The following is a 22,514-nucleotide window of genomic DNA, read 5'->3' as shown; positions in this document are numbered from 1 at the left end:
AACTCCGGCATTACTTATGACTCCATATGACTCCAGTTGGAGCTCCAAAGCCAAAAAAAGTAATGTTTCCTGAAGTGTTAGACACCGTGGCGACTCCTTCTACATCGATGCCTCTATTTGAGGCTCCTGTAGAAGTACTGGTTCTGGCATCGCCTAAGAAAAAGATGTTTCCTCCTTGAGAGGCAACTTGTGATTGATTCGTAACGAATACTCCATGATTAGAGTTTCCTCCTGAGCCACCAGCAAAGCCTCGTAGTGTGATGTCCCCAGTTGTTGTTGTGATTGCCGTGTTTAAATCGTTTGTTGCAATTCCTTCACAACTTCCAGTTCCAGCAGGGGATCCTTTTCCGATTAGGAGAATCTGCCCTGTTGTATTGGAAACCGTGGCTGTTTGATCGATGTAAATACCTCGATTTGAAGAACCAGACGAAGTAGAGCTAGTTGCATCTCCGGATAGCTCAATGCTTCCCCCCGTTGACGAGATTTGTGTGCCCGACGTCATACGAATCCCATTATTTTCATTGCCACTTGCCCCAGCCCCAGTACCTATTAAATTGACAGCTCTCCCAGAGGAGATCTGACCGTTGTTAGTCATATAGATACCGTCACAAGCTCCATCTCCTAGAGTCCCTCCTTCTCCATATATAGTAAAAGCCTGAATCATTTATGACATTCGGTGTGTTAAAATAAACCCCAACGTTTGTGCTACCTGTTGCTGTCTCGCTTGCGGTTCCATCAAAATAAATCAACCCTCTCGTTGAGGAGATTTCTGCGTTTGTTTGTGTTACAATTCCGTGGTTAAGCGTTCCTGTACCTTTACCAAGTCCCCTAAAGAAAATATCTCCTGTTGTTGTTGAAACTTTTGTTCCTCCATCTCGAAGGAAAATTCCAAAGTTACTGTCTGTACCTGTTCCTCCTGTCCCTACTATATTGATCTCACCGGTGGTGTTTGAGAGGATAGAGTTAGAGCGGAGGATAACACCCATAGTGCTATCACCTGTTCCAAATTGACTGGCTACTCCGTTAAACAAAATCCCTCCTCCTGTCGAAGAGACTTCAGCAGATTGTAGAAAAATACCATGGTTTCCTGTTCCCAACCCTTGTCCATCTCCGGTGATTTCAATCTCTGCAGTGGAAGTAGACACAATGGTATTGGCATCACACAGCAAGACGCCATAGGAGTTATTATTTGCACTAGGTCCTGCAAGTCCATAAAGAATAATAGATCCAGGAAAAGTCGTATTCGTCACTACAGAAGCAGAGCTCAGCTCGATTCCTGTATTACCATCGCCTGTAGCCGTGGGGCTTGCTGTCCCCTCAAGCCGAATGATTCCTCCCTGAGATTCAATCTTGATGCCAGTCTGGGTTTGAATTCCATAATTAGTCGCTCCACTGCCGCCACCTACTCCATTGAGTGTGATGTTGCCACCCACCGTAGAAACTTTTGTATCGGTATCTCGCAACTGGATTCCAAAGTTGTTATCAGTTCCAGATGTTCCGCCAACCCCGCCTAGGGCAATGTTTCCGGGGTTAGCAGAGGTAGAGATGACTGTACCTGACCGTAGAAGAATTCCTATATTGCCGCTGTCAGTCGCAGAAGTGCTACCTGTTCCAGTGAGAGTAATGGTTCCCCCCTGAGAGTCAATCATGCCAGACTGTGTTTCAATTCCATAATTAGTCGCTCCACTGCCGCCACCTACTCCATTGAGTGTGATGTTGCCACCCACCGTAGAAACTTTTGTATCGGTATCTCGCACTTGGATTCCAAAGTTGTTATCGGTTCCATCTGCTCCACCACGACCTGTTAGGGAAATATTCCAGAGTTAGCAGAGACTTTTGCATTTGACAGTATAAGAACTCCTATATTGCCGGTTCCAATTGCACCAGGGCCACCCGTTCCATTTATAATGATATTTCCTGCGTCTGTTGCGGAAACGGTTCCGCCAACGATTGAGACTCCGTGTTGGCTAGAGCCAGCATCGTCTCCTCCAGTCCCTGTGATTCGGATATCGTTACTTGCAGACTGAACAGTTCCTTCAATGTTGATTCCAATATAATTACCAGCGCCCGAAGCATTTGCTGTCATCCGAATGGCATCTTGGTTTCCTGCAGTGGAGTCACTTTGGATTGTGGTTCCTGACTGCATGATCATGTTTCGCCCCGCTATCAGCTCCAGGTAGGTAGGCTCGCTCCATGTAATAGTTGCAGGGTTTTGGATCGTTAGCGAATAAGCTCCTTCACCAGTATCAAGCATGTAGTTTGAGCTTTGGAGCTGAGTGATGATAAACTGGTCTCCATATGTGCTAGGACCGCCTGAGTTACTATGATCAATGATTATAGAGCCTGCATCCATTAGGAACGTTCCAAAGCTCCCGTTCTCGGCGCTCAAGTCAGGATGAGTGGAAATGGCAATGCTTTCTTTTCCTGAGACCTCAACAAAGCCTCCATTTCCAGTTGTTCCATAGCTTTTTGCTGAAAGGGTCGCATCGCAAACAGTGTCTCCATCAGACCAAAGAATAATCTTTCCTCCATCACCTGCATTATAGCTATCGGCGTGGATCTCAGCGCCTTTGTGTGCAATAGTCTGCGAGGAATTTTTGATCTGAGGATTTTTTCCTTGGAGATCTCCCCCAATGAGGATTTCTCCTGCTCCATGATCAGAAGAAACGTCAATTTGCGCTTTGTCACAAATGGCGACATCTTCACCTAAAACATGAATCATTCCCCCTGATGTCGCAAGAACGCCATTGACTTCCGTTTTGCCTTTGTCCGCAACAAGAAAAATTTTACCGCCTTGATTATCGATCTTCTGTGCAATCACTTCTCCTTCCATCTTCATGGCAATGGCATAGGGATCCGTTGTTTTGAGTGTTGTATCAAAGGTGGGCTGAATGAATACAGGTCCTTCTGGCTTTAATAGGACTTCGGTATCTGCGGCAAGAAAAACAGATTTGGCGTAAATGGATCCCAAATTCTCAACGTGCTTGGCAAGGATCAAAACATCTCCGGTTGGAGAAGAAATCGTTCCTAGGTTAATAATTTCTCCCTCTCCATACTCTTTAAAGAGCATTTCTTTTCCGTTGAGAAAGACTTCATCTGAGATGTTTGCTGTGGAAGCAAGAAAACCCGCGCAATTTATCGTTGCTCCAGGCTCAATCAGGACTCCAGCGCGATTAATGATAAAGACTTTACCATTGGATTCAATGTGTCCGTAAATTTTACTGAGTGAGCCTCCTACTACACGATTGAGAATGGCAGACTGAGCATCTTGTTGAAGAAACTTGGCAAATTCCCCTTTCCCAAGAGAAAACGTATCCCAATGTACAATCGCTTGATTTCCACTTTGAATGATATGGGCACCATTCGCGTCAATATGGTAAGAGGCTCCGCCCTCAATACTTTCAAAGCCTGAAGGCTGCGCCCAAACCGTAATAGAAGAAATAAGAAAAGCAAATAAGTAAGGCTTCATATGAATCTCGTACGTTATATGCTCACACTAATATCAAAATGAATTTTTAATCTACCGCTTTGTATAGGACGGTTTTTAATACAACAATTTTTATTCATTAACAGTTAATAATTTAAGTTAAATAATGAACACATCAAACTTTTTTCGAGTATCTAAAAAATGTTTCGATTTTCTACTTTTTACAATAGATATTGAATGGGTTTTCGAATTTTTTGATGCTTCAGAACTCATTGAGCAAGCTACGAAAAAATCAATTAAAGGAAGTCAGAATAATAAATTTTAATAGTTTTTTAAAATAAATAGTTCGGTTTATGTTAATTAAATATGTTCGTATAATAACACCTTTTTAAGGTGTGTTGTATGTTAGTTCCACCCGTTAATTCTAAAGAAATTCCTTCACTTCCTGAGTGGGTTCAAGCAAATCGTGAAAAAATGATCCAGGAAGTTGCTCTCCCTGCAATTAGAGATGCCTGTCTAGGTATCACTTTTTGCGCAGTCACAAGTTTTTTTGTCACGACAAATGCTGGGTTGATCACTTTGGCGATTCTTCCAGTTGCTGTCACAGTCATTAATATCTACTTCAGAACGATGCATCTTTTTTTCAATGAGTGTGGTCTTGAAATGCCTGATTTATGGGATTATATCTCTTATGCTCCAGCGCTAGCTTTTTCCTGTCTTGATCTGGCAACTAGGCAAGTCCTCATTCATGAAAGTGGACACTATCTTGCAATTGAGCTTTTGTTCGAAAAGGCACACCCCTCAATTGAGGTCTTTCCGTTAATTGGCGGCATCACACATTGGAAGAGTTCCCGTTATTTGACAGATTGGGGCAAGAGTTTAGGGAGTGAAAATGCCAAAGCTGTCGTTGCAGCAGCAGGGACAGTTGCGACGCAACTTCTAAATATTCCCGCTTTGGTTGTCGGCCATTATTGGGGAGGACAAATGGGCTCTTATCTCCAAGCTTCAGCTTTTATTAGTGCTCTAGGAGATGCAACCTATGCTTTATCAGCTTTGTCTTCAAATCCAAGCTCGAGTTCTGATTTTGGCAGATTGAAAAAATATGGGATTCACCCACTTATTGCGGCTACTACAGCTATGCTGATTCCTTTAGCCGTTAAAAGTGTGCTTCTTTATCTCGATCAGTTTCGCGAAAAGTCGACCACAGAAGAAGTATGCTAGCATCGTTCGACTGTAAGGGATTATATTTCTTAAGCCTGCAAATTAGTTTTACCCCAGAGATCATAGAGAAGTTTTGTAGCTCTCTCTATGAGCTATGGGGTGAAAAAATAATACAAGACGTAATGGTCTAAACTGTACTTTTCTGTAGTAAAAATCTTTCGCAAATATTCTTCCTGTGCAAGTTGCATAAATTTTATGCAATAATAAAAGCCTAAAATTTTTTATCATTCCTAGATGGAACATATGTACGGATTTCGAAATGAAAGATTTCTTATTTAGGAAGAATCTTACTGTTAAAAAATTTGCAGCAGATTTAGGAATTTCTCCCTCCTATTTGTATCAACTTCTTCGGGGGGAACGAAAGCCCTCGCTACAACTTGCACACAAGATTGAAAAGTATACGAGAGGCGAAGTGACTGTAAAAAAACTGCTTGATCAAGCCTTGCATAAGAAAAACAATTTCTATAAAGAATTAGATATCCAACAAGAATTGGACGCACATGAAAGGCGCCTCCTCGAACTTGAAGCCTATGATGAAAACCTAAAAAATCGGTTTGAGTCATTAGAGAGGCGACTTTCGAGATTAGAAAAGGAGAGAGAGTTATGAAGAAGATCACTTTGGCCTTACTCTTAACTTTTACGAGCTTTGCAAGCCTGCACGCGTTGACAACACCTAAAGAGGGATGGTCTTGCTCTGTGTGCATGCGTGTGAATCAAGACGATAAGCCGAGCTGCGAGTATGCGGTCATACTAGGTAACCTGAACTCTGTGTTTATTTCACTCATTCACGGGGAAATGGTGCTCAATCGCAATTAATTTCCCCCTCTGGTACCATCTGAGGAATGACTTACACAAAAAAAATTCTTACGCTTCTATTCCTTCTAATCGTCGCAAGTTTTTTGTGTTTTTATCCGGCAAAAAAAGGGGGATTTGAAGATTGGACCCTTTTTCTCGTTGTCTTTGTTGTCACTTTTTTAGGAGTGTTTCTCTTTTTTCAGGCAACTTGGACATCCATTCACCCAAAACGGATGCGACGAAGAAAAGAACATCAATACCTTTTTGAAGCTCTCCCTATTGGGGTGATTCTCATAAGTGAAAAGGGGCGTATCCTCTACTTTAACCAAAAAGCTGAGCGGTATCTCAAGCTGTCGAAGTCGAAGCTGGTGGGACAAGAACTGAAGGAATTGAAGCACTCCTCGCTTCTCAAAAAATGTCAGCGCCTTTTTCAGCGATGTAAAGAAACAGGCCATGAACAATCATTTTCCTATTGCGTTGAAGGAATGGATCAAAAGTCGTTAGATCTCGTCGTTAAACCTCTACCTGAAATTGGGCGATTTCTGATTTTATTGGAAGATAGTTCAGGACAGTATCAAAAGCATCAACTAGGAAAAGACTTTGTTGCCAATGCATCTCATGAACTCAGGACCCCAATCACCATCATTAAAGGGTTTGCGGAAACCTTAAGCGAAATGCCCGAAGTATCTGAGGCGATGTTCCAAGACTTTACAGAAAAAATTGTCCGCAACTGTCAACGGATGGATCAACTGGTTAAAAACCTTCTCACCCTGACAGATCTCGATTATTTGCCACAAGCAAGGTTGCAGGAATGTGATCTCGTGGCACTTGTCGACAATTGTATCTATACGCTCCTTGCGGTTCATCCTGATATTAACATCCAGGCACTTCAAAATAAGGAAATCATTTCCATTCCAGCTGATCCGGATCTCTTAGAGCTTGCTCTCATGAACTTACTTGAGAATGGGGTGAAGTATTCAACAGAGCCTGCAGATTTGACCATCACGATTGAAGATCGACCAGAAGAAGTGCGACTCTCTGTTGCCGATAAGGGAATGGGGATTCCTGAAGCAGATGTCTCTCGCATTTTTGAGCGATTTTACACAGTGAACAAGTCCCATTCACGCCGTCTTGGCGGAGCAGGGCTTGGCCTATCGATCGTTAAAACCATTGTGAATAAGCATGAAGGGAGCATTAAAGTGTCCTCAAAAGAAGGAGAGGGAACAGAGTTTCTCATGACCTTTCACAAAGCTTTGCAAACAGTGATGCATTACTCTGGGCTTGACTCTTCGACGACTTGAGCTGAAATAAAAGTTTTTGGGTCGACAGACTGCTTGGAAAATTTGCCCTTCACGTGGTACTCCCCATCAAATACCCGCTGTATCCGCTCGTCAAATCGCTCTCCTAGGAGGGTTTTTAACTCTTCAGTTGTGAGCGCATAGCCTTTTAAGCTGCGAACTTCTTTTCTCGGATGCCCTCCTGGCCACTCTAAGCGCATAATCTTCTCTGTTGTTTCGGCTCCTAAAAAAACCGTGAGTAACTTAGGGTTTGCAAAGTGGAAGTTGATCGGTTTGGGGTGCCGCTTACTAAAGGTGATGCACCGCTCAAGTGGAAGGTAACCTTTCCCTTGAATCGGATCAAAACTATTTGTTCCCCGAATGAGTTTGGGATAAAATTCCTGAAGAGGCCCTTCAGGAACGAGCTTTTCAAGTGGGACAAACTGTTGAGTTTCTTTTAGAGCTTTTTTTTGCGCGACGACAAAATAATCGAGAAGTTCACTTGCCCACTTCGGGTTTTTGAGTTCTTGAACAAACGAGGCGTCTTGGTAAACCTCTTCGAGATACTGGATGGCTTTTTCCCTAAGCCATTCATTGTCGAGATTTTTTTCTGTTAGGAGAGCTAAGTTAAGCGCACCATGTTTAGAGCCCATACGCGTCAGACGAAAGTAAGGTTTTTCTTCAGGAGTATTTTCATTCGTACTAGATGAAGTTTGGGCTGATGTTTTCCTGGGGCCATCAGACGTTTTGAGCTGATCGTACATGTCTTCTTCGACTTCGTTATAGGCTTGTCTAATGGCGCGGATGCGACCTTGGTAGGCGAGTCCTTCTGTTTTGTCTCCTGCCTGGCTCGCAACAAATGAAATCGAAATCGCACCAAAGATCAGAAGAAAGGTGATCACAAGCGGAAGAATATTCATAAGCCGGGGTACTCTAAACGATTTTTCGTATTGAGGCGAAAGTAAAATGCATCTTCTTTTTTACCTTGAAAACTCACATTTAAAACAAAAAAGAGCGGAATGCCTCCTTTTTCCCAAGTAGAAGAGGTGTCGAATTTGCCTTCTTTAACGCTCGTGAAATCAAACCAAGCATTTTTAACTCCTTCAAGAAGTATTTCTTCACGCACCGCCTCTTTTTTTCCGGAAATTTTAAGGCGGAGCGTTCCTTTGTCGCACCAAAGATAACCAGTCACGTCTCCTCGGAAGTTTTTGTCATCGTCATATCCATTGTCAAATTTGAACTGCAGCTCTAATATCTCATCTTTTTCCTGAATGGTCTTGAAGTAGTGCGTGGTTTTAGAAAACAAGGTGGCAAGCCTTTCTTGGACATGAGCTTTCGCAAAGACGTAAGACTTTTCGATTTCGATTTGCTTTTTCATGCGCATTGTTTCTCGAAAATGGGGAAACATGACAGCAAGTAGTAAGCTGACGATTCCAAGGGCGATCATGATTTCAATCAGGGTTAACGATCGTTTCTTCATGGCTCCTATGATAAAAGCTAAAGGGTTTTTCTACTTAGCTTTAAATTTTTTGTAAGACATGAAGCCCAGGAAGAGGCTGAGGACGATGAAGAAAGCTAAACTAAACCAATCGTTGAGTAAACCCGATTTAGAGGCGGGGATCCAACCAAGGACAGCCATCAGAGCGACAATCACTCCCATACAAGCATCTCCTGCAACGAGTCCGGAAGCTAAGAGAACGCCTCGTCCTAGAGATTTTTCATCTCGAGAAAAATGCTCAAAAATTAAGTGAACAAGCCCACCAAACATGACACTTGTACTGAGTGAAATGGGAAGATAAAGTCCTATTGCGAAAGCAAGGACGGAAACTCGCATGAAGTAGACGAGAAATCCAAGCACGACGCCAATGATCACTAAGGTAAGCGGAAGCTGCTGCTGGATGACTCCCTTTGCAATCAGCGCCATCAGCGTGGCTTGTGGAGCTGGGAGTTTGGTGCTTCCGAATTTATAGGCATCATCGAGAAGGTAAACGGTAAATCCGATCGCAATTGCCGGTAGAAGGAGGCCGATAATTTCAGCGATTTGCTGAGAGCGGGGAGTTGCTCCGAGCAAGAATCCGGTTTTCAGGTCTTGAGACGTCGTCGATCCAAGGGCAATGGCGATATTGGCAACGGCACTCATCGTAATGGCTCCTAAGAGATAGACACGTGAGGTCCATCCTAATCCTAGTAGAATGAGACATGTGATCAGAAGGGTTGTGATTGTCATTCCCGAAACAGGACTCGATGAACTACCAACAATCCCGACCGTGATGGAAGTGACGGCGACAAAGAAAAACCCTAAAACCACTAAGAGAATAATGGTGACAATATTCAAGTGGAATCCTGGAAAAGCCCAAAGCGCAATGATGATCGCTAGTGATCCAAGCAAAAGATAGGAAAGAGAAATGTCGTGATCGGTCCGTTCCACGTCTCTTTTTTTCCTTTTGAAGAGGTGGAAGATTTCTCGGAACATTTCGATCATGGTACGGCGGATCACAGGAATGATGCGAAACAGGGTGATCAGTCCTCCTGCAGCTACAGCTCCTGCACCGATGTACCGAATGTAATTCGACCAGATATCTTCGGAGGTCATTTGAGAGATGGGAGTTGTTGCTGGAAAGACTGCGGTCATCCCTTCTCCAAACATCTTGATAAGAGGAATTAATACCCACCAGCCAAGAGCTCCACCTGCAAATAAGACAGCTGAGATGCGTGGCCCAATGATATAACCGACACCAAGTAATGCAGGAGTGCCGTCCATGCCAAAGACAGCTTTTTCGTACGGCTTGATGACGAAGTTCATCGTTTCATTCCAAAGATAAAAGGCTCCATTGAGGGTTTTGTAAACCGCTCCAATGATGATACCCCAGAGAGCGAGAATGGCGTTCGGTTGACTTTTTTCACCTGCTTTTAAAATTTCGGCGCAAGCAGTTCCTTCGGGAAAGGGGAGGACTCCATGTTCTTGAACAATGATGTAGCGGCGCATAGGGATCATGAATAGGACCCCGAGAATTCCTCCTAAAACTGAAATCAAAAAGATGTTGAGTACAGGGGGTCTGTCTCCAAGAATAAAAAGGGCTGGAATCGTGAAGATCACTCCCGCTGCTAATCCTTCACCAACAGCTGCCACGGTTTGCACGATGTTATTTTCTAAGATCGTCACATTCCGAAAAAACGAGCGTAAAATGGCCATAGACATGACTGCTGCTGGAATAGAAGCGGAAATGGTCATCCCTACCTTCAATCCAAGATAAGCATTGCCAATCGCAAAAAAGATGCTGAGAATGATTCCGAGAAAAATAGCACGCCATGAAAACTCTTTTTGACGCTCAGAAGAAGCTACAAAAGGTTTGAAGTCCGCAAGGTGATCTTTCATGTGCAAAACAAAGCTATAGTTTAAATTTTTGTTTTGCCATTACATCGATTTTTCTTCTACTTTTTTGATGCGTCTTTAGAGAGTGTCGTCTCGAGACGACACTCTCTAGTTGTTAGAATGAAGCCGTACTCCGCATCGGCAAATTTTGCCGATGTTTCACATTTCTCATTCCGTTTTTCGAGAAAACAAATTTTGATGCGCAATTTACGGCAGTCTTTTTCTTGGGCCACGTTGGAATAAAGATGATAGTGCCAATAGTAGGTTTGCTTTCCAAGGAGCCCAAAATCAAATGAGATCTTGTTATCGTCGAATGAAAAGGGATCGTTGACGCTTTTACCGGAGATTTTATGGAGAGGGTGTTTAGCTGTCAGTTTTTCGCAAACTCTGTAAAAACACTCTTCTGCTTTCAGTTCTTTTTCGATTTCAAGCAGGCGTTTTTTTTGCTCACGTGCATAGAAAAACTGTCCATGCACTAGCGGCAAGGAGAACAATGCAACAAGTGCTAGAGCAATAAAAAGTTCCAATAAAATAAACGGCCGCTTTTTCATAGAGACAAGTTTAAACTAGGCAAGAGCTTAGTTGCCACCTATTTTCATCTCACTTTCTCTCATACTTTCTTCCACCACAGAGAACACGGAGGGCACAGAGAAAATCTAATGAATCCTCACTCTGTGTTCTCTGTCGTAAAAAAAAATTAAAATAAGCCATGAATAAGAAATAACTAAATCGCAACTTAGGTTTGACGTATATCTTTCAAATAAGTTAAAATTAACTCCTGCAGCATATTTTTTATTTTATTAATTAATATTTTGTATTAATTGGTTAAATTATAACGGATACTGAGAGAATTTGCTTTTATGGCATATAAAGGTCGGGCACTTTATAACCTTCTTCAAATGAATTTGAAAAGAAATCCCCAGCTGGAAGTGGAAGCTTGGCAAGTTGAGGATTATCGGAATCTCTCTCTTGAAGAGTTATTTTCTCGCTTAGAGAACTTTCAGATTTTCCTCGATGAAGACCATTTTGTTCTCTACATTGAAGAGAGCGATTCTCCAGAAGATTTAACCGATGTGCTCTATCTTGAAAAAGACTTTGCGACGCATGAGCAGATTTTTCTCTGTCTTTTTGAAATTTGGCGCCGTCTTTCTCCTCATAAGCAATCTCTCTCACTTTTTTGCGATGAAATCGATCACTTAATTGAAGAATACGAAGATGGAGAGTTGGAGCATGAAGAAGACTTGCAAGCTGCGCTTGTAAGTTTGCAGAAAATTCTCGATGACAATGTCGACGAAGGTGGAGATGCTGAAGAAGGGTTTGAAATGCTATCCCGCTTTTCTTGCCACGACTTAGAGGTGTTCATTTATGAATATGTAGCGCACCAACTCGACGTTGAAAATGACTTGTATGCGTCAGAACTACTCGAAGGTTTTTATCCTTACATTCAAAACAAGCGTTGGTTTGACTTCTTAAGGATTCGCGTCATGGCTGCAGCGGACGTTGATGAGGCAAACATTATGGCAGCACGGCTGCTTGAAACACTAAGGGAAGACAACGACATCCATCTTCTTTTTGAGCTCATGCATTTCCTCGTTTTTATTGGAGAAAATGAGCAATTTATGACGTCGTTTAATATGGCCGTCGAAAATCTCGAAACAGAAGATGACTTGCGTGAGCTCTTGAACGTGATCCAAGACTATTTTGATTACCTTGATAAAGAAAAAGAAGAAAAAGTCGTCCGGCAAATTTTAGAAGACCGTCAAAGCAAGGATCCTTCTCACCCTATCGATCCTGATGACGAGATATTCCTGCATCTCAAACACATGCTCACACTGTCGCCAGCATAAGGGGATCAAATCCCAAATAATCTGCTGAAGCAAATACGTATAAGATTTGATTTTTCTCTCCAAAGATTGGAGCCTCTTTTTTCACATTGTGCAAATGGCCAAACACACAATAGTTCACCTTGTATGTTTCTAAAATTTTTGAAGCGCGCGAGTCCTTGAGATCATGACTAATGGGCGGGTAATGCGTCATGGCAATGCGCAACTTCGCGTTTTGATCGAGTTGAGACAGGCTAAGTTTGAGCCGTTCGAGTTCCCGGTCAAAAATTTTAACCGCTTGCTTCTTTTCTTCAGCAATTTCTTCCTCCGTTTTTTTCTTTTCAAACGGGTTTTCAATTTGCTCAATGATCTCATCGAAATTATACTCACTCGAATCCCATAGCCGCGTGCCACCAATGGAAACGCCATTCCAGTTGAACACATTATTGTAGACATAGTGAATCGAAGGGGGCAGCATTTCCTTCAGTCGTTTTCCCGAGGGCCACCAATAGTCGTGGTTTCCCTTAAGAATGACTTTTGTTCCAGGCAATGCATCGATCCACTTCAGATCGACCATGGCTTCTTCCATCTTATGAGCCCAACAGATGTCTCCTGGAATGAGAACTAAATCGTCAGGCCCAACAGCTTCTTTCCAGTGATGTTCAATGCGCTGCGTGTAGTCTTTCCATGGCAAGCCGAAGACTTCCATGGTTTTTTCTGGTACTGAAATTGCGAGGTGTAAGTCTGATAAAACCCAAATCGTCATATGCCCTATGATCAAAACCGAATCTACTTAATCGGTCAACACCTATTTCAGTGGATTAAATGAGTAGGTACTAGGGTTGCCTCAATTTGCTTTCCTGGAAGCAAATGCAAGAAAGCTCCACAAGTCATGAATGTAAAGAAGATCGATTGGATGGTGTGATCGATATCTTTTAAGACTTTTTGGTCGATCAAATTGTAGTTTTGACTCAAAATTTTTCCGTATGATTGTACTGGTTTTTCTAAAGTAGAAAATCCATAACCAATGAAACAAAGAAGCGGAGAAATATTAGGAGCATTGCCTTCTTGATGAGCTGTAATTAAGTATTTAATGAGTAGTATATCCTCACCCTTGTTCAAGACATGCCCGAACCATGACCCCAAGTTAGTTAGAATTTCAAGAGCTTTTTCTGTGTAGATACTAGATTTTTCTGGTGTAATCAGAGATAGGATACGCGGAGCGATAGTTTTTGCTAAAAGAAAGTTAAATTTAAAAATAAATAGGTTGGAATAGTCGTTGTTATATCTAGGGCAGTGGCGAAATGACAAAGAGAGATAGCAGTGCTGGCGCCAATAATGGCCAACGCGAGTGTGTCCACTTTCTTATGATTAAGAAATTTTTCCTTTGGGTCAACCTGAGAAGTTAACGATAAACAAGCCAAAGCCCCAAAAGATAAAAGAGGGGCATGTGTAACTAATAAGTTGTCTAGAGGGTGATTGATTTGTGTGCTCATGAATTCTCCTTTTTTAATAAATCAAACTTTGTTTGGGGCTTTTTTAATGAGTAACCCAGCTTTTCTCAATTAATTAGGTCAACACCTATTTCAATAGATTGGTGTAATGGGCAGCGCTGTGTCTGTTCCGGGTGGCAATAATGTCAGTAAAGCTCCGCAAGAAAGAAGAGTCATAAATGTATTTTGCACTGTGCAACTTAAATCATCTAAGACTTCTTGCTGGGCCCACTTGCGCTTCGGGTCTAAAACTTCAACAGATTTATGAATCAGTATATTGGAAGCAAGAGCTCCTACGGCACAGAAGGGGAGTGAGATTTGAGGGGAGCTTTCAGGTGTATGCTCATTGAGCAAGGATTTGAAAAACCAAATTGAAGTGAACGCATCAAACCAATAATTAGCAAAGTCCCAAATGCACTTAGCGGAGAGATGTTTTGTGGCAAATTCGTTGATCTCTCGAAGACCGGGTGTGTTTTCCATGAACTTGCAACGTTCTTTGATCGAGTCGATATGATTGCAGTAAAGATGTTTTGCTGTGAAAAACAGTGATTTTGAAAGAACAAAACTTGAAATATTAAAAGCAAAAGGTGCTGGGGAAGTTGCGCGAAGATAAAAATCTAAAGCACTTCCAATATACATTGCAGGCTTAGCTATTTTGTCAATCGTTTCGTGATAGATGTATTTTTCATCTGGATCGAGATAAGTCGCAAGAATCGGCAGAACCACTGCTCCCATAGAGAATAAATGGGAGTTGTTGATAAAGTTTTGATTGATCTCAGAAGACATAAGCTTACTCCATCGTTATATATTTCTAGAGTCTGCAGTCTAATCCCTCGAGATAAAGATCTTTTTCTTCCCTCGCGAGTCTATTGTAATCACGGGGAGGGTGTTTTTTTCAATATTTTTGGGTATTAAAATAAAGATAGTTAATTTTTTATGGAAAATTGTAAATTTATAATAAAGATGCGGGGTTAGTTTATAGTTTAAAGTTGTCGGGGATGTGGGCTCCGCTGGTGACGATGCTAATGTTTTTATTAGTGGCAATGGTTGACTTTTACTTGCTATGGCTTAATAAAAATGATTTTGAGTATTGAACGGTAGAAGGAAATTCATGAGCTTGAAAAAGGATATTCACCTGTACACTGCAACCGCCGTGAATGGCTGGAAGCCTGTTATTTTTCTAGAAGAAGCAAATATCGAATACGATCTGACTGTAATTGATTTCTCAAAAATGGAGCAAAAATCCAAGGATTATATGGCTCTTAACCCAAACGGCAGGATTCCAACAATTGTTGACCGTTCAAACAATGACTTTGTTGTCTTTGAATCAGGTGCGATTCTATGGTACATAGCTGAAAAATATGGGAAGTTCTTGCCAGCTGAAACAAATGAAAAATCCCGCACGCTCCAATGGCTGATGTTTCAAATGTCTGGTATTGGTCCTATGATGGGGCAAGCCATGTATTTCCAACATATTGCTCCAAAAAACGGGGGGAACAATCCATTTGCAATCAAGCGCTATGTGGATGAGAGCCGTCGCTTGTTTGAAGTTTTAAATACCCATCTTGAAGGCCGTACCTATCTCGTGAATAATGAATTTACCATTGCTGATATTGCAACATATCCGTGGGCGCGGGCCTATTCTAAGGCAAATATTCCAATTGATGGCTTAGAATATCTCCAAGCTTGGTTTGAGCGAATGGATGCAAGGGAGGCCACGCAGCGTGCGATGGACATTCCGACCTCTTACTGGGAATATTTGAGGAAGGGTCAAAACAAACCTCAGGACTAAGTCAACGTACAATGTTTTAAATCCGATGTAAAAAAGAAAGAATTTGAAAGAGAAAGTCTATCAATAGAGGGTTTAAAGGACGAAGTTGTCGGGGATGTGGGCTCCGCTGGTGACGATGATGACGCCGTCTCGGATGAAAACTCCGTCCCCATCATAGGTATCGAGGTTTTTCTCGTTGGTGAGGGTGACGTTGTTACCAATGATCACATTTTCATCGATTATGGCCTTCTTAATCGTGCAGTTTTTCCCAACATGAAATTTTACTGGATCGTCGGGGGTTGTTGCGGTGTAATATGCGTTTCCAAGGAGAATCGACTCATGAATGATGGTTCCGGTTTCAATCACAGACCGCACTCCGATGACGCTGTTGACGATTTCATCGGCTTCGATAATCGAACCATCGCAGACAATTGAATGCTGAATCTTGGATGCGGCTAGGCGTGCGCCTGGCAAGTAATGATTATGTGCGTAAATTGGAAGCACTTCATTGTAGAAATCGAGTCCGAGGCTGCAAGTTGTCAGAGCCATGTTGGCTTGATAAAATGAGGAAATGGTTCCGATATCTTCCCAATAACCTTGGTGCAGAAAAGCACTAGCTTTACCCTGTTTAAGTTGGGTTGGAATTAGGTGCTTTCCGAAATCTTCACCCGGATCATCTTGAAGAAGTTTGATGAGAACATCCTTCTTAAAGACATATATCCCCATCGAAGCGAGAAAACATGGTGGCTCAATTCCTTTGATCTCTTGCGCTTTTATAAAGGCGTCAGAGAGTTGGAAGCGATCGAGAATTGCTGGATCTTTAGGTTTTTCGTGGAAATCGATAATGGTTGCGTCGTCGTCAATATTGAGTAGCCCTAAGCGTGGGGCATCGGCTTCTGAAACGGGAAGAGCGGCAATTGTGAGATCGGCGTCTTTTTCTCTTGCAAAGGCGACCATTGCTTCTAAATCCATGTTGTAAAGCTGGTCTCCTGAAAGGATCAGAAAGTAATCAATGGGGAGTTTGGTCAAATGCTCGAGGTTTTTACGGACGGCATCGGCTGTTCCATCATACCAGATTTTTTCTTCGCCAGGGCGCTCTTCTGGATTCAGGAGGGTTAACGAACCTCCTTGAAATTGGTCGAGCTGATAGGTGTCTTTAATATGTTGGTTGAGGCCTGAAGAAAAGTACTGTGAGATGACAAAGATGTTGTTCATGTTGGAGTTAAGGGAGTTGGAAATCGGAATATCGATCAGGCGGTATCTTCCACCAAAGCTTACGGCGGGTTTACACCGCGATGAAGTCAGTGGATAGAGGCGCGTTCCTTGGCCTCCGGCTAAAATGATGCAAGCAACTCGGGCCGTAGGGTCTGAGCGTTTTTTTCTCGTATTGACCATTACAAAATCGATTAAGCGTGAATTAATTACGAGTTAATTATGTCTTATAATTAACTTCTCCTAATTCGCTTTATATTTAAGAAATAAAGATAAATCAATACAGAATGGAATATTTATAAAAAAAGTCGCCTAAGTTGTTTTTTTCCAGTTCCTGATGATGATTTGCATTTCATCAAGTAGGGTTTTGGAGAGGCCTTCTTTTTTAGAGACGTTGATAAACGCTTGTTGATCATTGACATCAGTCAAATCGTGGCAAGCAAAGATCAAGTAAGTGGCTAAGGTTGGACGTTTTAAAATTTCATCATATTGCAACACTTCGAGCGCACTTTTGGCGATGTCTTCATCTTCGGGAAAAGAGCTTAGGGCGATTGCTGCATGTTCGTTATCCTTAGATAAGGGCTTAGCCTTGAGTCGGTCGATCAAGAAGGCTTTTCCTTGATTTCCAAAGGCGCGCAGAGCGTAGATGATTTCTTCATCCGTGAAGAAGTTTTCTTGGCCAATTGCTTCAAAAAGGGGAGGGATAGCCCTTTCATCTTGAATAAGGCCCAGACATTTAGCTGCAAAAATGGGAGCTCTCCCATAACCTGGAAAAATGGGTTCGTAGAAAGAAGGAGAGGAGAGAAGGTGAATCAGGGCGGGAACAGCAACTTCTTTTTGGTCGACGATTGCTTCAATCTCAGCTTGGGGTGTCATTTCTTCGGAAAGAATGAGGTCGCTGATAAGAATCGACATTTTATCTTCTGCATCTCCTGAATAGACATCACGAAGAGATTGATAGAGCTTTTGACTATCATCGACAATTTTTTTTGCAGGTTCGGGGAGGTAGAGATCTGAAAGATTTTGCTGCAGCTCGTGCTCTAAGTTTTGCAACTGTTTAATTTGCTGAACTTCAAAGTCGGGCATGACTCCCACACCATTTTGTTCATAATACTCAATCATGACTTCGAAGTTGCCTCCAAAATGGGCATCACGATGCATCAGAATTTCCATATCAATTGCATCGATCACAGGAGTATGAGGTGCTTCCATTAATTTGTCTCTTCTTGTTGAAATACTTTGTCTTTGAGTAAGCGCGCGTTGTAACTAGAGCGCACAAACGGACCCGAGTACATGTACTTCACCCCAATCCGGTGTCCATAGTTTTCGTAAGCCTTAAATTGCTCTGGCGTCACGAAGGATTTCACAGTGATTTTATTGTGGTTGGGTTGCAGGTATTGCCCTATAGTAATGATGTCGCACCCTGCTCCATAGAGTTCGTCAATCGTTTCTTCGACTTCTTCAGCACGTTCTCCTAGTCCAACCATGATTCCCGACTTCACAAAGGGGACTTTTCCTTTGACATAGCGAAGAACGCAAAGTGTGCGATCATACAGTGCCTTATGACGGACACGTGGAGTGAGCCGGCGCACTGTTTCGATATTATGGTTAAAGATTTCAGGCTGGGCTTCAATGACAAGATCAAGAGCCTTTTCGTCTCCTGAAAAGTCAGATGTCAGTACCTCAATAGTGCTTGAAGGTTTTTTAGCTCGAATAGCATGGATGATTTCAGCTATGTGAGAAGCTCCCTGATCGGCGAGGTCGTCGCGTGCTACCATTGTGATGACGACATGTTCAAGTCCCAGCTCTAGAACAGATTGTGCAATCCTTTCGGGTTCGTCTTTTTCGGGAAGCTTGGGGTTTTTAGAAAAGTCGATATCGCAAAAACCACAGGCGCGGGTGCAGGCTTTTCCAAGTGCTAAGAAGGTAGCGGTATGATTCGAATAACACTCGAGTCGGTTGGGGCATTTCGCTTCTTCGCAAACGGTGTTTAATCCATTTTTTTTCAGGACCTTATTGGTTTCAACAAGGGCGCTTCCGCGGGGAAGTTTGCGGTGCAGCCAACTAGGAAAGCGTCCTTTAGACGTTTCCTGAGGATTTTCTGGAAGGCGATTGATTTTCCGGTTTTTAGGCCGGTTATCAAAAAGCTCGTTTGTTGTCATCGTTACCGTTTTCCAATCTTCGGCGGAAAGTGAATGGGCGTCTCATTTGCAAGGAGAGCCGCTTCAAGCCATGCCTCTGGCACCGTTGGGTGCGCATGAATGGTATCTATGACGCAGTCTAGTGTGAGTTCGTTGTTTATCGCAAGTGCCATCTCAGCAATTAAAACAGAGGCTTCATGGCCAACGACTTGCGCTCCCAAAATCTCACCAGTTTTCTTGTCTGAGATGACTTGAGCAAATCCTTCGACTGCATTTGTAGCAATCGATTTACCCAGAGCTTGGAAAGGATAGGTTCCCACACTGATTTGGGCTCCTTCTTCTAAAGCCTGCTCAGCAGTGACTCCGACAGTTGCAATTTCAGGGCTTGTAAAGATCACCGCAGGAATCGCCCTGTAGTGCATTCTCGCTTCTTGGCCACACGCGTTTGCTGCTGCGACGAGTCCTTGGTGAGAAGCAACATGTGCAAGCATTGCGATGGCTGTGATGTCGCCAATTGCATATATTCCAGGAACACTTGTTTCAAGCTTGTCATTGACTTCGATTGCGCCACGTGGGCCTACGGCTACGCCAGCTTTTTCAAGTCCGAGCCCTTCAGAGTTGAGTCGCCGACCAACAGAAACAACGGCCATGTCACTTTCTAATTTGTCGCCTCCTTTGAGGTGGATCACGACGCCGTCTTTTTTCTTGTCGATTTTTTCAACGGCTGTACTTGTTTTGATGTCGATGCCTTGCGCTTTAAATGCTTTGGTTAAGTGCTCGGAAATCACTTTTCCTTGGGCTTCGACGATGGAAGATAACGCTTCGATGATGGTGACTTTAACGCCGAGCTCTACAAAAAGAGAGGCGAATTCGCATCCAATATAGCCACCCCCAATGATTGCAATGGATTTTGGCAGCTCAGTTAATTCTAAAATTGATGTGGAGTTGCGAATGAGTTTGTGATCACACGGAAAAGCTGGAATGTCGACAGGTTCAGAACCTGTTGCAATGATGATCTTATCTGCTTGAATCATTGCATTGTCTTCGCCGCGTACCTTGAGTTCATTTGGCGCTGTAAATTCAGCATGTCCGTTAAAAATCGTGATCCCATTTGACTTGATCAGACCACCTAAACTCGAGCGAATTTTATCAACAACTTGATCTTTTCGGTTTTTCATTTTTGAGTAGTCAAACGAAACCTTGCCGACTTCAATCCCAAAGTCTTCTGCGTGTTTGATGGTTTGCAAAGTTTGGGCGTTTGATAGAAGGGCTTTTGAAGGGATACATCCAACGTTGAGACAAGTTCCGCCAAGGTATTGTTTTTCGATGAGTGCGACCTTGCGTCCCATTTGAGCAGCTTTAATCGCTGCAACATATCCGCCAGGTCCTGCTCCGATAACAGCAATGTCAAATTTTTGTTTTTCGGCCATGGATGCTCCTTACCCATAAATATTTTTTACGTAGTAGATCCATTTTACCTTTTTTTTCAGTTCCCCACAAGTGATGAAAGGATGTTTTTTCCTTTCGCATCAAAAAGGAAATTTGTAGAATGAGAAAAGTAGTGCGAAGCAGGAGATCAATATGAAACAAGTCGACCGGACAAAAGTCTGCTGGAGTTGCGAAGCAGATGTGAGCTATGACGCAACGTATTGTCCTTTTTGTGGAACAGATCTTTTAACTTCTACTATTGAACCCAAAGAAGAACAGCCTAGGCAGGACGAGCGCTTTTCCACGCAATCGCTCGAGGAAAGTTTGGCTTCCCTTTACAAACCTCCTTATTCTGTTCGAAATAAACAAGGGCTTGGTGTTCCCGATGAGCGGGAAGAACCTTCTTTTAAGCAGGTGACTCCTCCGAAAGAAGATCCCTTGTTTCAAACCTATGATCCTCCTGAGCCCAAAGAACCACCACCACCACAGCCACAACCTGAAGCAGTCATAGAAGAAAAAGGGAGTGAACGCGGAGGCGTTTTGCCGCTTCTTCTTTTGTCTGTCGGCATTAATCTTTCTCTATTAGGATTACTCATTCTGTTTTTTTCAAAAGATGGAGTGGTGAACCTTCAGTGGAGTTCACAATATTGGTTTATGTATCTATTGATTGGTCTTCCAACAGCTTATTTTGGAGTGAGATCTCTGAAACAACTTCTTTGACAAAATAAACTTTTCTTTTTATTGATGAGATTTTCTCTAAAGAAAGGTTTACATTGTTACGTTCACTTTTACTTGTTGCAGCCGTTTTTCTTTTTACGTCCTGTGCACATGAACCCAAATCATTGTCGCTTGATCAATCAAGGGCGTATGTCGGTTCGACCCTGGTCTCAAATTCGAAAATTGAAACGCCAAAAGAAGATCGAGAACTTTTTACTGAACATTGCCCGATGTTTGTGATTGAGGAGGAAAACAAAAGCTACAATAAAATCGGTGAACCAAAAATTAAGCGTGTTGTTCAAGACAAACTTGAAGCGTATGTCGATCCCTCTTCTGCGAAGATTTACACGCAAAAACGGACGTTTATGACGGAAAGAGGGACTTACACCAATCTCATTTACCGTGTTCATTTTGAAAAAGTTCCCTACATGCTGATGCCCTTTCATGTTGCCGCAGGAAAAAATGTCGGGCTACTTGTTGTGGTGACCCTCGATAGCAAAAATCTGCCTGTTTTGGTCACGACAGTGCACTCTTGTGGTTGCTACATTTCGATCATTCCCACAAACCATCTTGAGAAAGGAGCGTTTCCAATCGATTGGAAACCTGAACCTAATTATCGGTATGGGGAGAAGCTGGCAGGAATTTTGAACTACCCCGATGGGGATGGCTACCACCCCACGATTTATTTGCGAAAAGAAACACATCGAGTAAGCGATGTATTCATCGAAAAAAAAGACCAAGTTGAGCAGAAGTTTGACATTGTAAAAATGGAAATGGTCCCAATTCAGCAGCTTGAACACTTGACAATTGTGGGTGAAGATGAAGAAGCTTCTCTCTACTATACAGGCTTGAACAAGGGGTTTGTCCGTAACGCTCTTAAGCCCTTTGAGTTTCTCTTTATTAGCCCTTGGGCGTTTGATATGAACGTCGGTGTTGATAAGAAATATGCGCCTAGCCGTGAACTTCACGCGCGTTTTTATACCAGTCTAAATGTCGCCTATCGGCAAGAGTCCGATATGTGGAACTTTGTACGTTTTCTCAAATTTTGGGGATGGAACCTATGATATTATGCAGGATTAGATCGACTTTTTTAACTGTAGCACTTCTCTTTTGCTTTAGCTCAAGTTATGCATCTGATGTGTTTCAAGAATGGTTAGATCTCTATCAACCTCTATTGCAGAAGTATGTTGTGAAAGGAAAAAAACGAGGCATCTACACAACCCTCGTCGACTATAATGGTTTACGCGGCGACACTGATTTTCGCAAAGTAATTTACGACTTAGCACGACTTCCTTCTTTTGAGACACTTCCTGATAAAAAAGACCAATTGGCGATGTGGATTAATGCCTACAATGTGTTGTGTATGAAAATCATCGTTGAAAACCCAAAGCTAAAATCGATTAAAGATTTGGACTCTGCATTTAGTAGTATTTGGAAAAAGAAGATCGGTGTTGTCTCGGGAAAAAAATACTCTCTTGACGAGATTGAGCACGACACAATTCGCGCGAGATTTAACGAGCCTCGCATCCACTTTGCAGTCAATTGCGCATCTCTTTCTTGTCCGGATTTAGCTAACTATGCCTATCGAGGCGAGCATTTGGACGAGCAACTTGACCATCAAACCCAGGCGTTTTTAAGTAACAAGACGAAAGGGATGAATATTGCTGAAGGAAATGAAAAAATCTATTTATCAAAAATTTTTAAGTGGTATAGTGAAGACTTTTCACCATCCGTAAAAGAATGGCTAGAAAGTAACAAGTATATAACACAACAGGAACTCAGCTATAAGACGGGTTATCTGAAATACGATTGGGCCCTTAATAGCGCTAACTAAAA

Annotated in this window: 24 protein-coding genes; 9 read left to right on the top strand and 15 right to left on the bottom strand. The window is 42.5% G+C overall.

Features of this window, described 5'->3' with window-relative positions:
- Nucleotides 1-10 precede the first annotated feature (10 nt).
- The 3 genes from ACOOFG_RS11180 to ACOOFG_RS11170 form a co-directional block, all read right to left on the bottom strand.
- The gene (locus ACOOFG_RS11180) at nt 11-502 is read right to left on the bottom strand and encodes a hypothetical protein (protein WP_420421554.1); all 492 of its coding nucleotides are present in this window, start codon (nt 500-502) and stop codon (nt 11-13) included.
- 103 nt (nt 503-605) lie between these two features.
- Entirely contained in the window at nt 606-1,757 is a 1,152-nt protein-coding gene (locus ACOOFG_RS11175; protein ID WP_420421553.1) for a hypothetical protein, read from the bottom strand.
- Nucleotides 1,758-1,804: 47 nt separating this feature from the next.
- On the bottom strand, nt 1,805-3,469 hold the full coding sequence (locus ACOOFG_RS11170; RefSeq protein WP_420421552.1) for a filamentous hemagglutinin N-terminal domain-containing protein: 1,665 nt from the start codon (nt 3,467-3,469) through the stop codon (nt 1,805-1,807).
- Nucleotides 3,470-3,829: 360 nt separating this feature from the next.
- Between ACOOFG_RS11170 and ACOOFG_RS11165 the strand changes: the two genes are divergently transcribed.
- From ACOOFG_RS11165 to ACOOFG_RS11150, 4 genes are all read left to right on the top strand, one after another.
- Nucleotides 3,830-4,648, top strand: coding sequence for a hypothetical protein (locus tag ACOOFG_RS11165; protein WP_420421551.1), 819 nt, complete (start codon nt 3,830-3,832; stop codon nt 4,646-4,648).
- Nucleotides 4,649-4,907: 259 nt separating this feature from the next.
- Complete coding sequence (locus tag ACOOFG_RS11160; RefSeq protein ID WP_420421550.1) at nt 4,908-5,255, top strand: helix-turn-helix domain-containing protein; 348 nt, start codon at nt 4,908-4,910, stop codon at nt 5,253-5,255.
- Nucleotides 5,252-5,464 (top strand): hypothetical protein, encoded by a 213-nt coding sequence (locus ACOOFG_RS11155; RefSeq protein ID WP_420421549.1) that lies wholly within the window; start codon nt 5,252-5,254, stop codon nt 5,462-5,464. The genes ACOOFG_RS11160 and ACOOFG_RS11155 overlap by 4 nt, the downstream gene beginning before the upstream one ends.
- Nucleotides 5,465-5,490: 26 nt before the next feature.
- Nucleotides 5,491-6,744 (top strand): ATP-binding protein, encoded by a 1,254-nt coding sequence (locus tag ACOOFG_RS11150; RefSeq protein WP_420421548.1) that lies wholly within the window; start codon nt 5,491-5,493, stop codon nt 6,742-6,744.
- Here the strand turns inward: ACOOFG_RS11150 and ACOOFG_RS11145 are convergent.
- Genes ACOOFG_RS11145 through ACOOFG_RS11130 form a run of 4 tightly spaced genes read right to left on the bottom strand, consistent with a single transcriptional unit; the run spans nt 6,714 to nt 10,644 of the window.
- Nucleotides 6,714-7,640, bottom strand: a complete 927-nt coding sequence (locus ACOOFG_RS11145; protein WP_420421547.1) for a hypothetical protein — start codon at nt 7,638-7,640, stop codon at nt 6,714-6,716. The two genes, ACOOFG_RS11150 and ACOOFG_RS11145, sit on opposite strands and share 31 nt — an antisense overlap.
- Nucleotides 7,637-8,200 carry a type II secretion system protein gene (locus ACOOFG_RS11140; RefSeq protein ID WP_420421546.1) on the bottom strand — a complete coding sequence of 188 codons (564 nt, stop codon included), beginning with the start codon at nt 8,198-8,200 and terminating at the stop codon, nt 7,637-7,639. The genes ACOOFG_RS11145 and ACOOFG_RS11140 overlap by 4 nt, the downstream gene beginning before the upstream one ends.
- A gap of 30 nt (nt 8,201-8,230) precedes the next feature.
- Nucleotides 8,231-10,096, bottom strand: a complete 1,866-nt coding sequence (locus ACOOFG_RS11135) for an OPT family oligopeptide transporter (protein WP_420421545.1) — start codon at nt 10,094-10,096, stop codon at nt 8,231-8,233.
- Nucleotides 10,097-10,152: 56 nt separating this feature from the next.
- Entirely contained in the window at nt 10,153-10,644 is a 492-nt protein-coding gene (locus ACOOFG_RS11130) for a hypothetical protein (RefSeq protein WP_420421544.1), read from the bottom strand.
- A 309-nt stretch (nt 10,645-10,953) separates the two neighbouring features.
- On the opposite strand from ACOOFG_RS11130, the gene ACOOFG_RS11125 reads away from it, so the two are divergent.
- On the top strand, nt 10,954-11,940 hold the full coding sequence (locus tag ACOOFG_RS11125) for a hypothetical protein (protein WP_420421543.1): 987 nt from the start codon (nt 10,954-10,956) through the stop codon (nt 11,938-11,940).
- On the opposite strand, the gene ACOOFG_RS11120 is transcribed toward ACOOFG_RS11125, so the two are convergent.
- The 4 genes from ACOOFG_RS11120 to ACOOFG_RS11105 all read right to left on the bottom strand — a co-directional run bounded on the left by ACOOFG_RS11120 (nt 11,921) and on the right by ACOOFG_RS11105 (nt 14,195).
- A complete protein-coding gene (locus ACOOFG_RS11120; protein ID WP_420421542.1) occupies nt 11,921-12,682 on the bottom strand; it encodes a metallophosphoesterase in 762 nt (253 codons plus the stop codon). The two genes, ACOOFG_RS11125 and ACOOFG_RS11120, sit on opposite strands and share 20 nt — an antisense overlap.
- Before the next feature lie 47 nt (nt 12,683-12,729).
- Nucleotides 12,730-13,038, bottom strand: a complete 309-nt coding sequence (locus ACOOFG_RS11115; protein ID WP_420421541.1) for a hypothetical protein — start codon at nt 13,036-13,038, stop codon at nt 12,730-12,732.
- Between the two features lie 113 nt (nt 13,039-13,151).
- On the bottom strand, nt 13,152-13,412 hold the full coding sequence (locus ACOOFG_RS11110; protein ID WP_420421540.1) for a hypothetical protein: 261 nt from the start codon (nt 13,410-13,412) through the stop codon (nt 13,152-13,154).
- 90 nt (nt 13,413-13,502) lie between these two features.
- Nucleotides 13,503-14,195 carry a hypothetical protein gene (locus ACOOFG_RS11105; protein ID WP_420421539.1) on the bottom strand — a complete coding sequence of 231 codons (693 nt, stop codon included), beginning with the start codon at nt 14,193-14,195 and terminating at the stop codon, nt 13,503-13,505.
- A gap of 325 nt (nt 14,196-14,520) precedes the next feature.
- Between ACOOFG_RS11105 and ACOOFG_RS11100 the strand changes: the two genes are divergently transcribed.
- A complete protein-coding gene (locus tag ACOOFG_RS11100; RefSeq protein ID WP_420421538.1) occupies nt 14,521-15,201 on the top strand; it encodes a glutathione S-transferase family protein in 681 nt (226 codons plus the stop codon).
- Between the two features lie 72 nt (nt 15,202-15,273).
- Here the strand turns inward: ACOOFG_RS11100 and glgC are convergent, their stop codons facing one another.
- The 4 genes from glgC to lpdA all read right to left on the bottom strand — a co-directional run bounded on the left by glgC (nt 15,274) and on the right by lpdA (nt 19,963).
- Entirely contained in the window at nt 15,274-16,575 is a 1,302-nt protein-coding gene (glgC, locus tag ACOOFG_RS11095; RefSeq protein WP_420421537.1) for a glucose-1-phosphate adenylyltransferase, read from the bottom strand.
- 129 nt (nt 16,576-16,704) lie between these two features.
- On the bottom strand, nt 16,705-17,604 hold the full coding sequence (locus tag ACOOFG_RS11090) for a HEAT repeat domain-containing protein (RefSeq protein WP_420421536.1): 900 nt from the start codon (nt 17,602-17,604) through the stop codon (nt 16,705-16,707).
- Nucleotides 17,604-18,509: a lipoyl synthase gene (gene lipA / locus ACOOFG_RS11085; protein ID WP_420422688.1), complete on the bottom strand. Its 906-nt coding sequence runs from the start codon at nt 18,507-18,509 to the stop codon at nt 17,604-17,606. Before lipA ends, ACOOFG_RS11090 begins: the two co-directional genes overlap by 1 nt.
- 47 nt (nt 18,510-18,556) lie before the next feature.
- A complete protein-coding gene (lpdA, locus tag ACOOFG_RS11080; RefSeq protein ID WP_420421535.1) occupies nt 18,557-19,963 on the bottom strand; it encodes a dihydrolipoyl dehydrogenase in 1,407 nt (468 codons plus the stop codon).
- A gap of 151 nt (nt 19,964-20,114) precedes the next feature.
- Between lpdA and ACOOFG_RS11075 the strand changes: the two genes are divergently transcribed.
- From ACOOFG_RS11075 to ACOOFG_RS11065, 3 genes are read left to right on the top strand one after another with little or no spacing between them, the layout of a single operon-like run.
- Nucleotides 20,115-20,681: a hypothetical protein gene (locus tag ACOOFG_RS11075; RefSeq protein WP_420421534.1), complete on the top strand. Its 567-nt coding sequence runs from the start codon at nt 20,115-20,117 to the stop codon at nt 20,679-20,681.
- Between the two features lie 53 nt (nt 20,682-20,734).
- A complete protein-coding gene (locus tag ACOOFG_RS11070) occupies nt 20,735-21,742 on the top strand; it encodes a hypothetical protein (protein WP_420421533.1) in 1,008 nt (335 codons plus the stop codon).
- Nucleotides 21,739-22,512 (top strand): DUF547 domain-containing protein, encoded by a 774-nt coding sequence (locus ACOOFG_RS11065; protein WP_420421532.1) that lies wholly within the window; start codon nt 21,739-21,741, stop codon nt 22,510-22,512. Before ACOOFG_RS11070 ends, ACOOFG_RS11065 begins: the two co-directional genes overlap by 4 nt.
- The last annotated feature ends 2 nt before the right edge of the window (nt 22,513-22,514 follow it).

The organism is Simkania sp. (assembly GCF_965215465.1).
Taxonomy (GTDB): domain Bacteria; phylum Chlamydiota; class Chlamydiia; order Chlamydiales; family Simkaniaceae; genus Simkania.
Note: the sequence above shows the minus strand (reverse complement) of the source record. Positions and strands in the feature narration are given on the sequence as shown.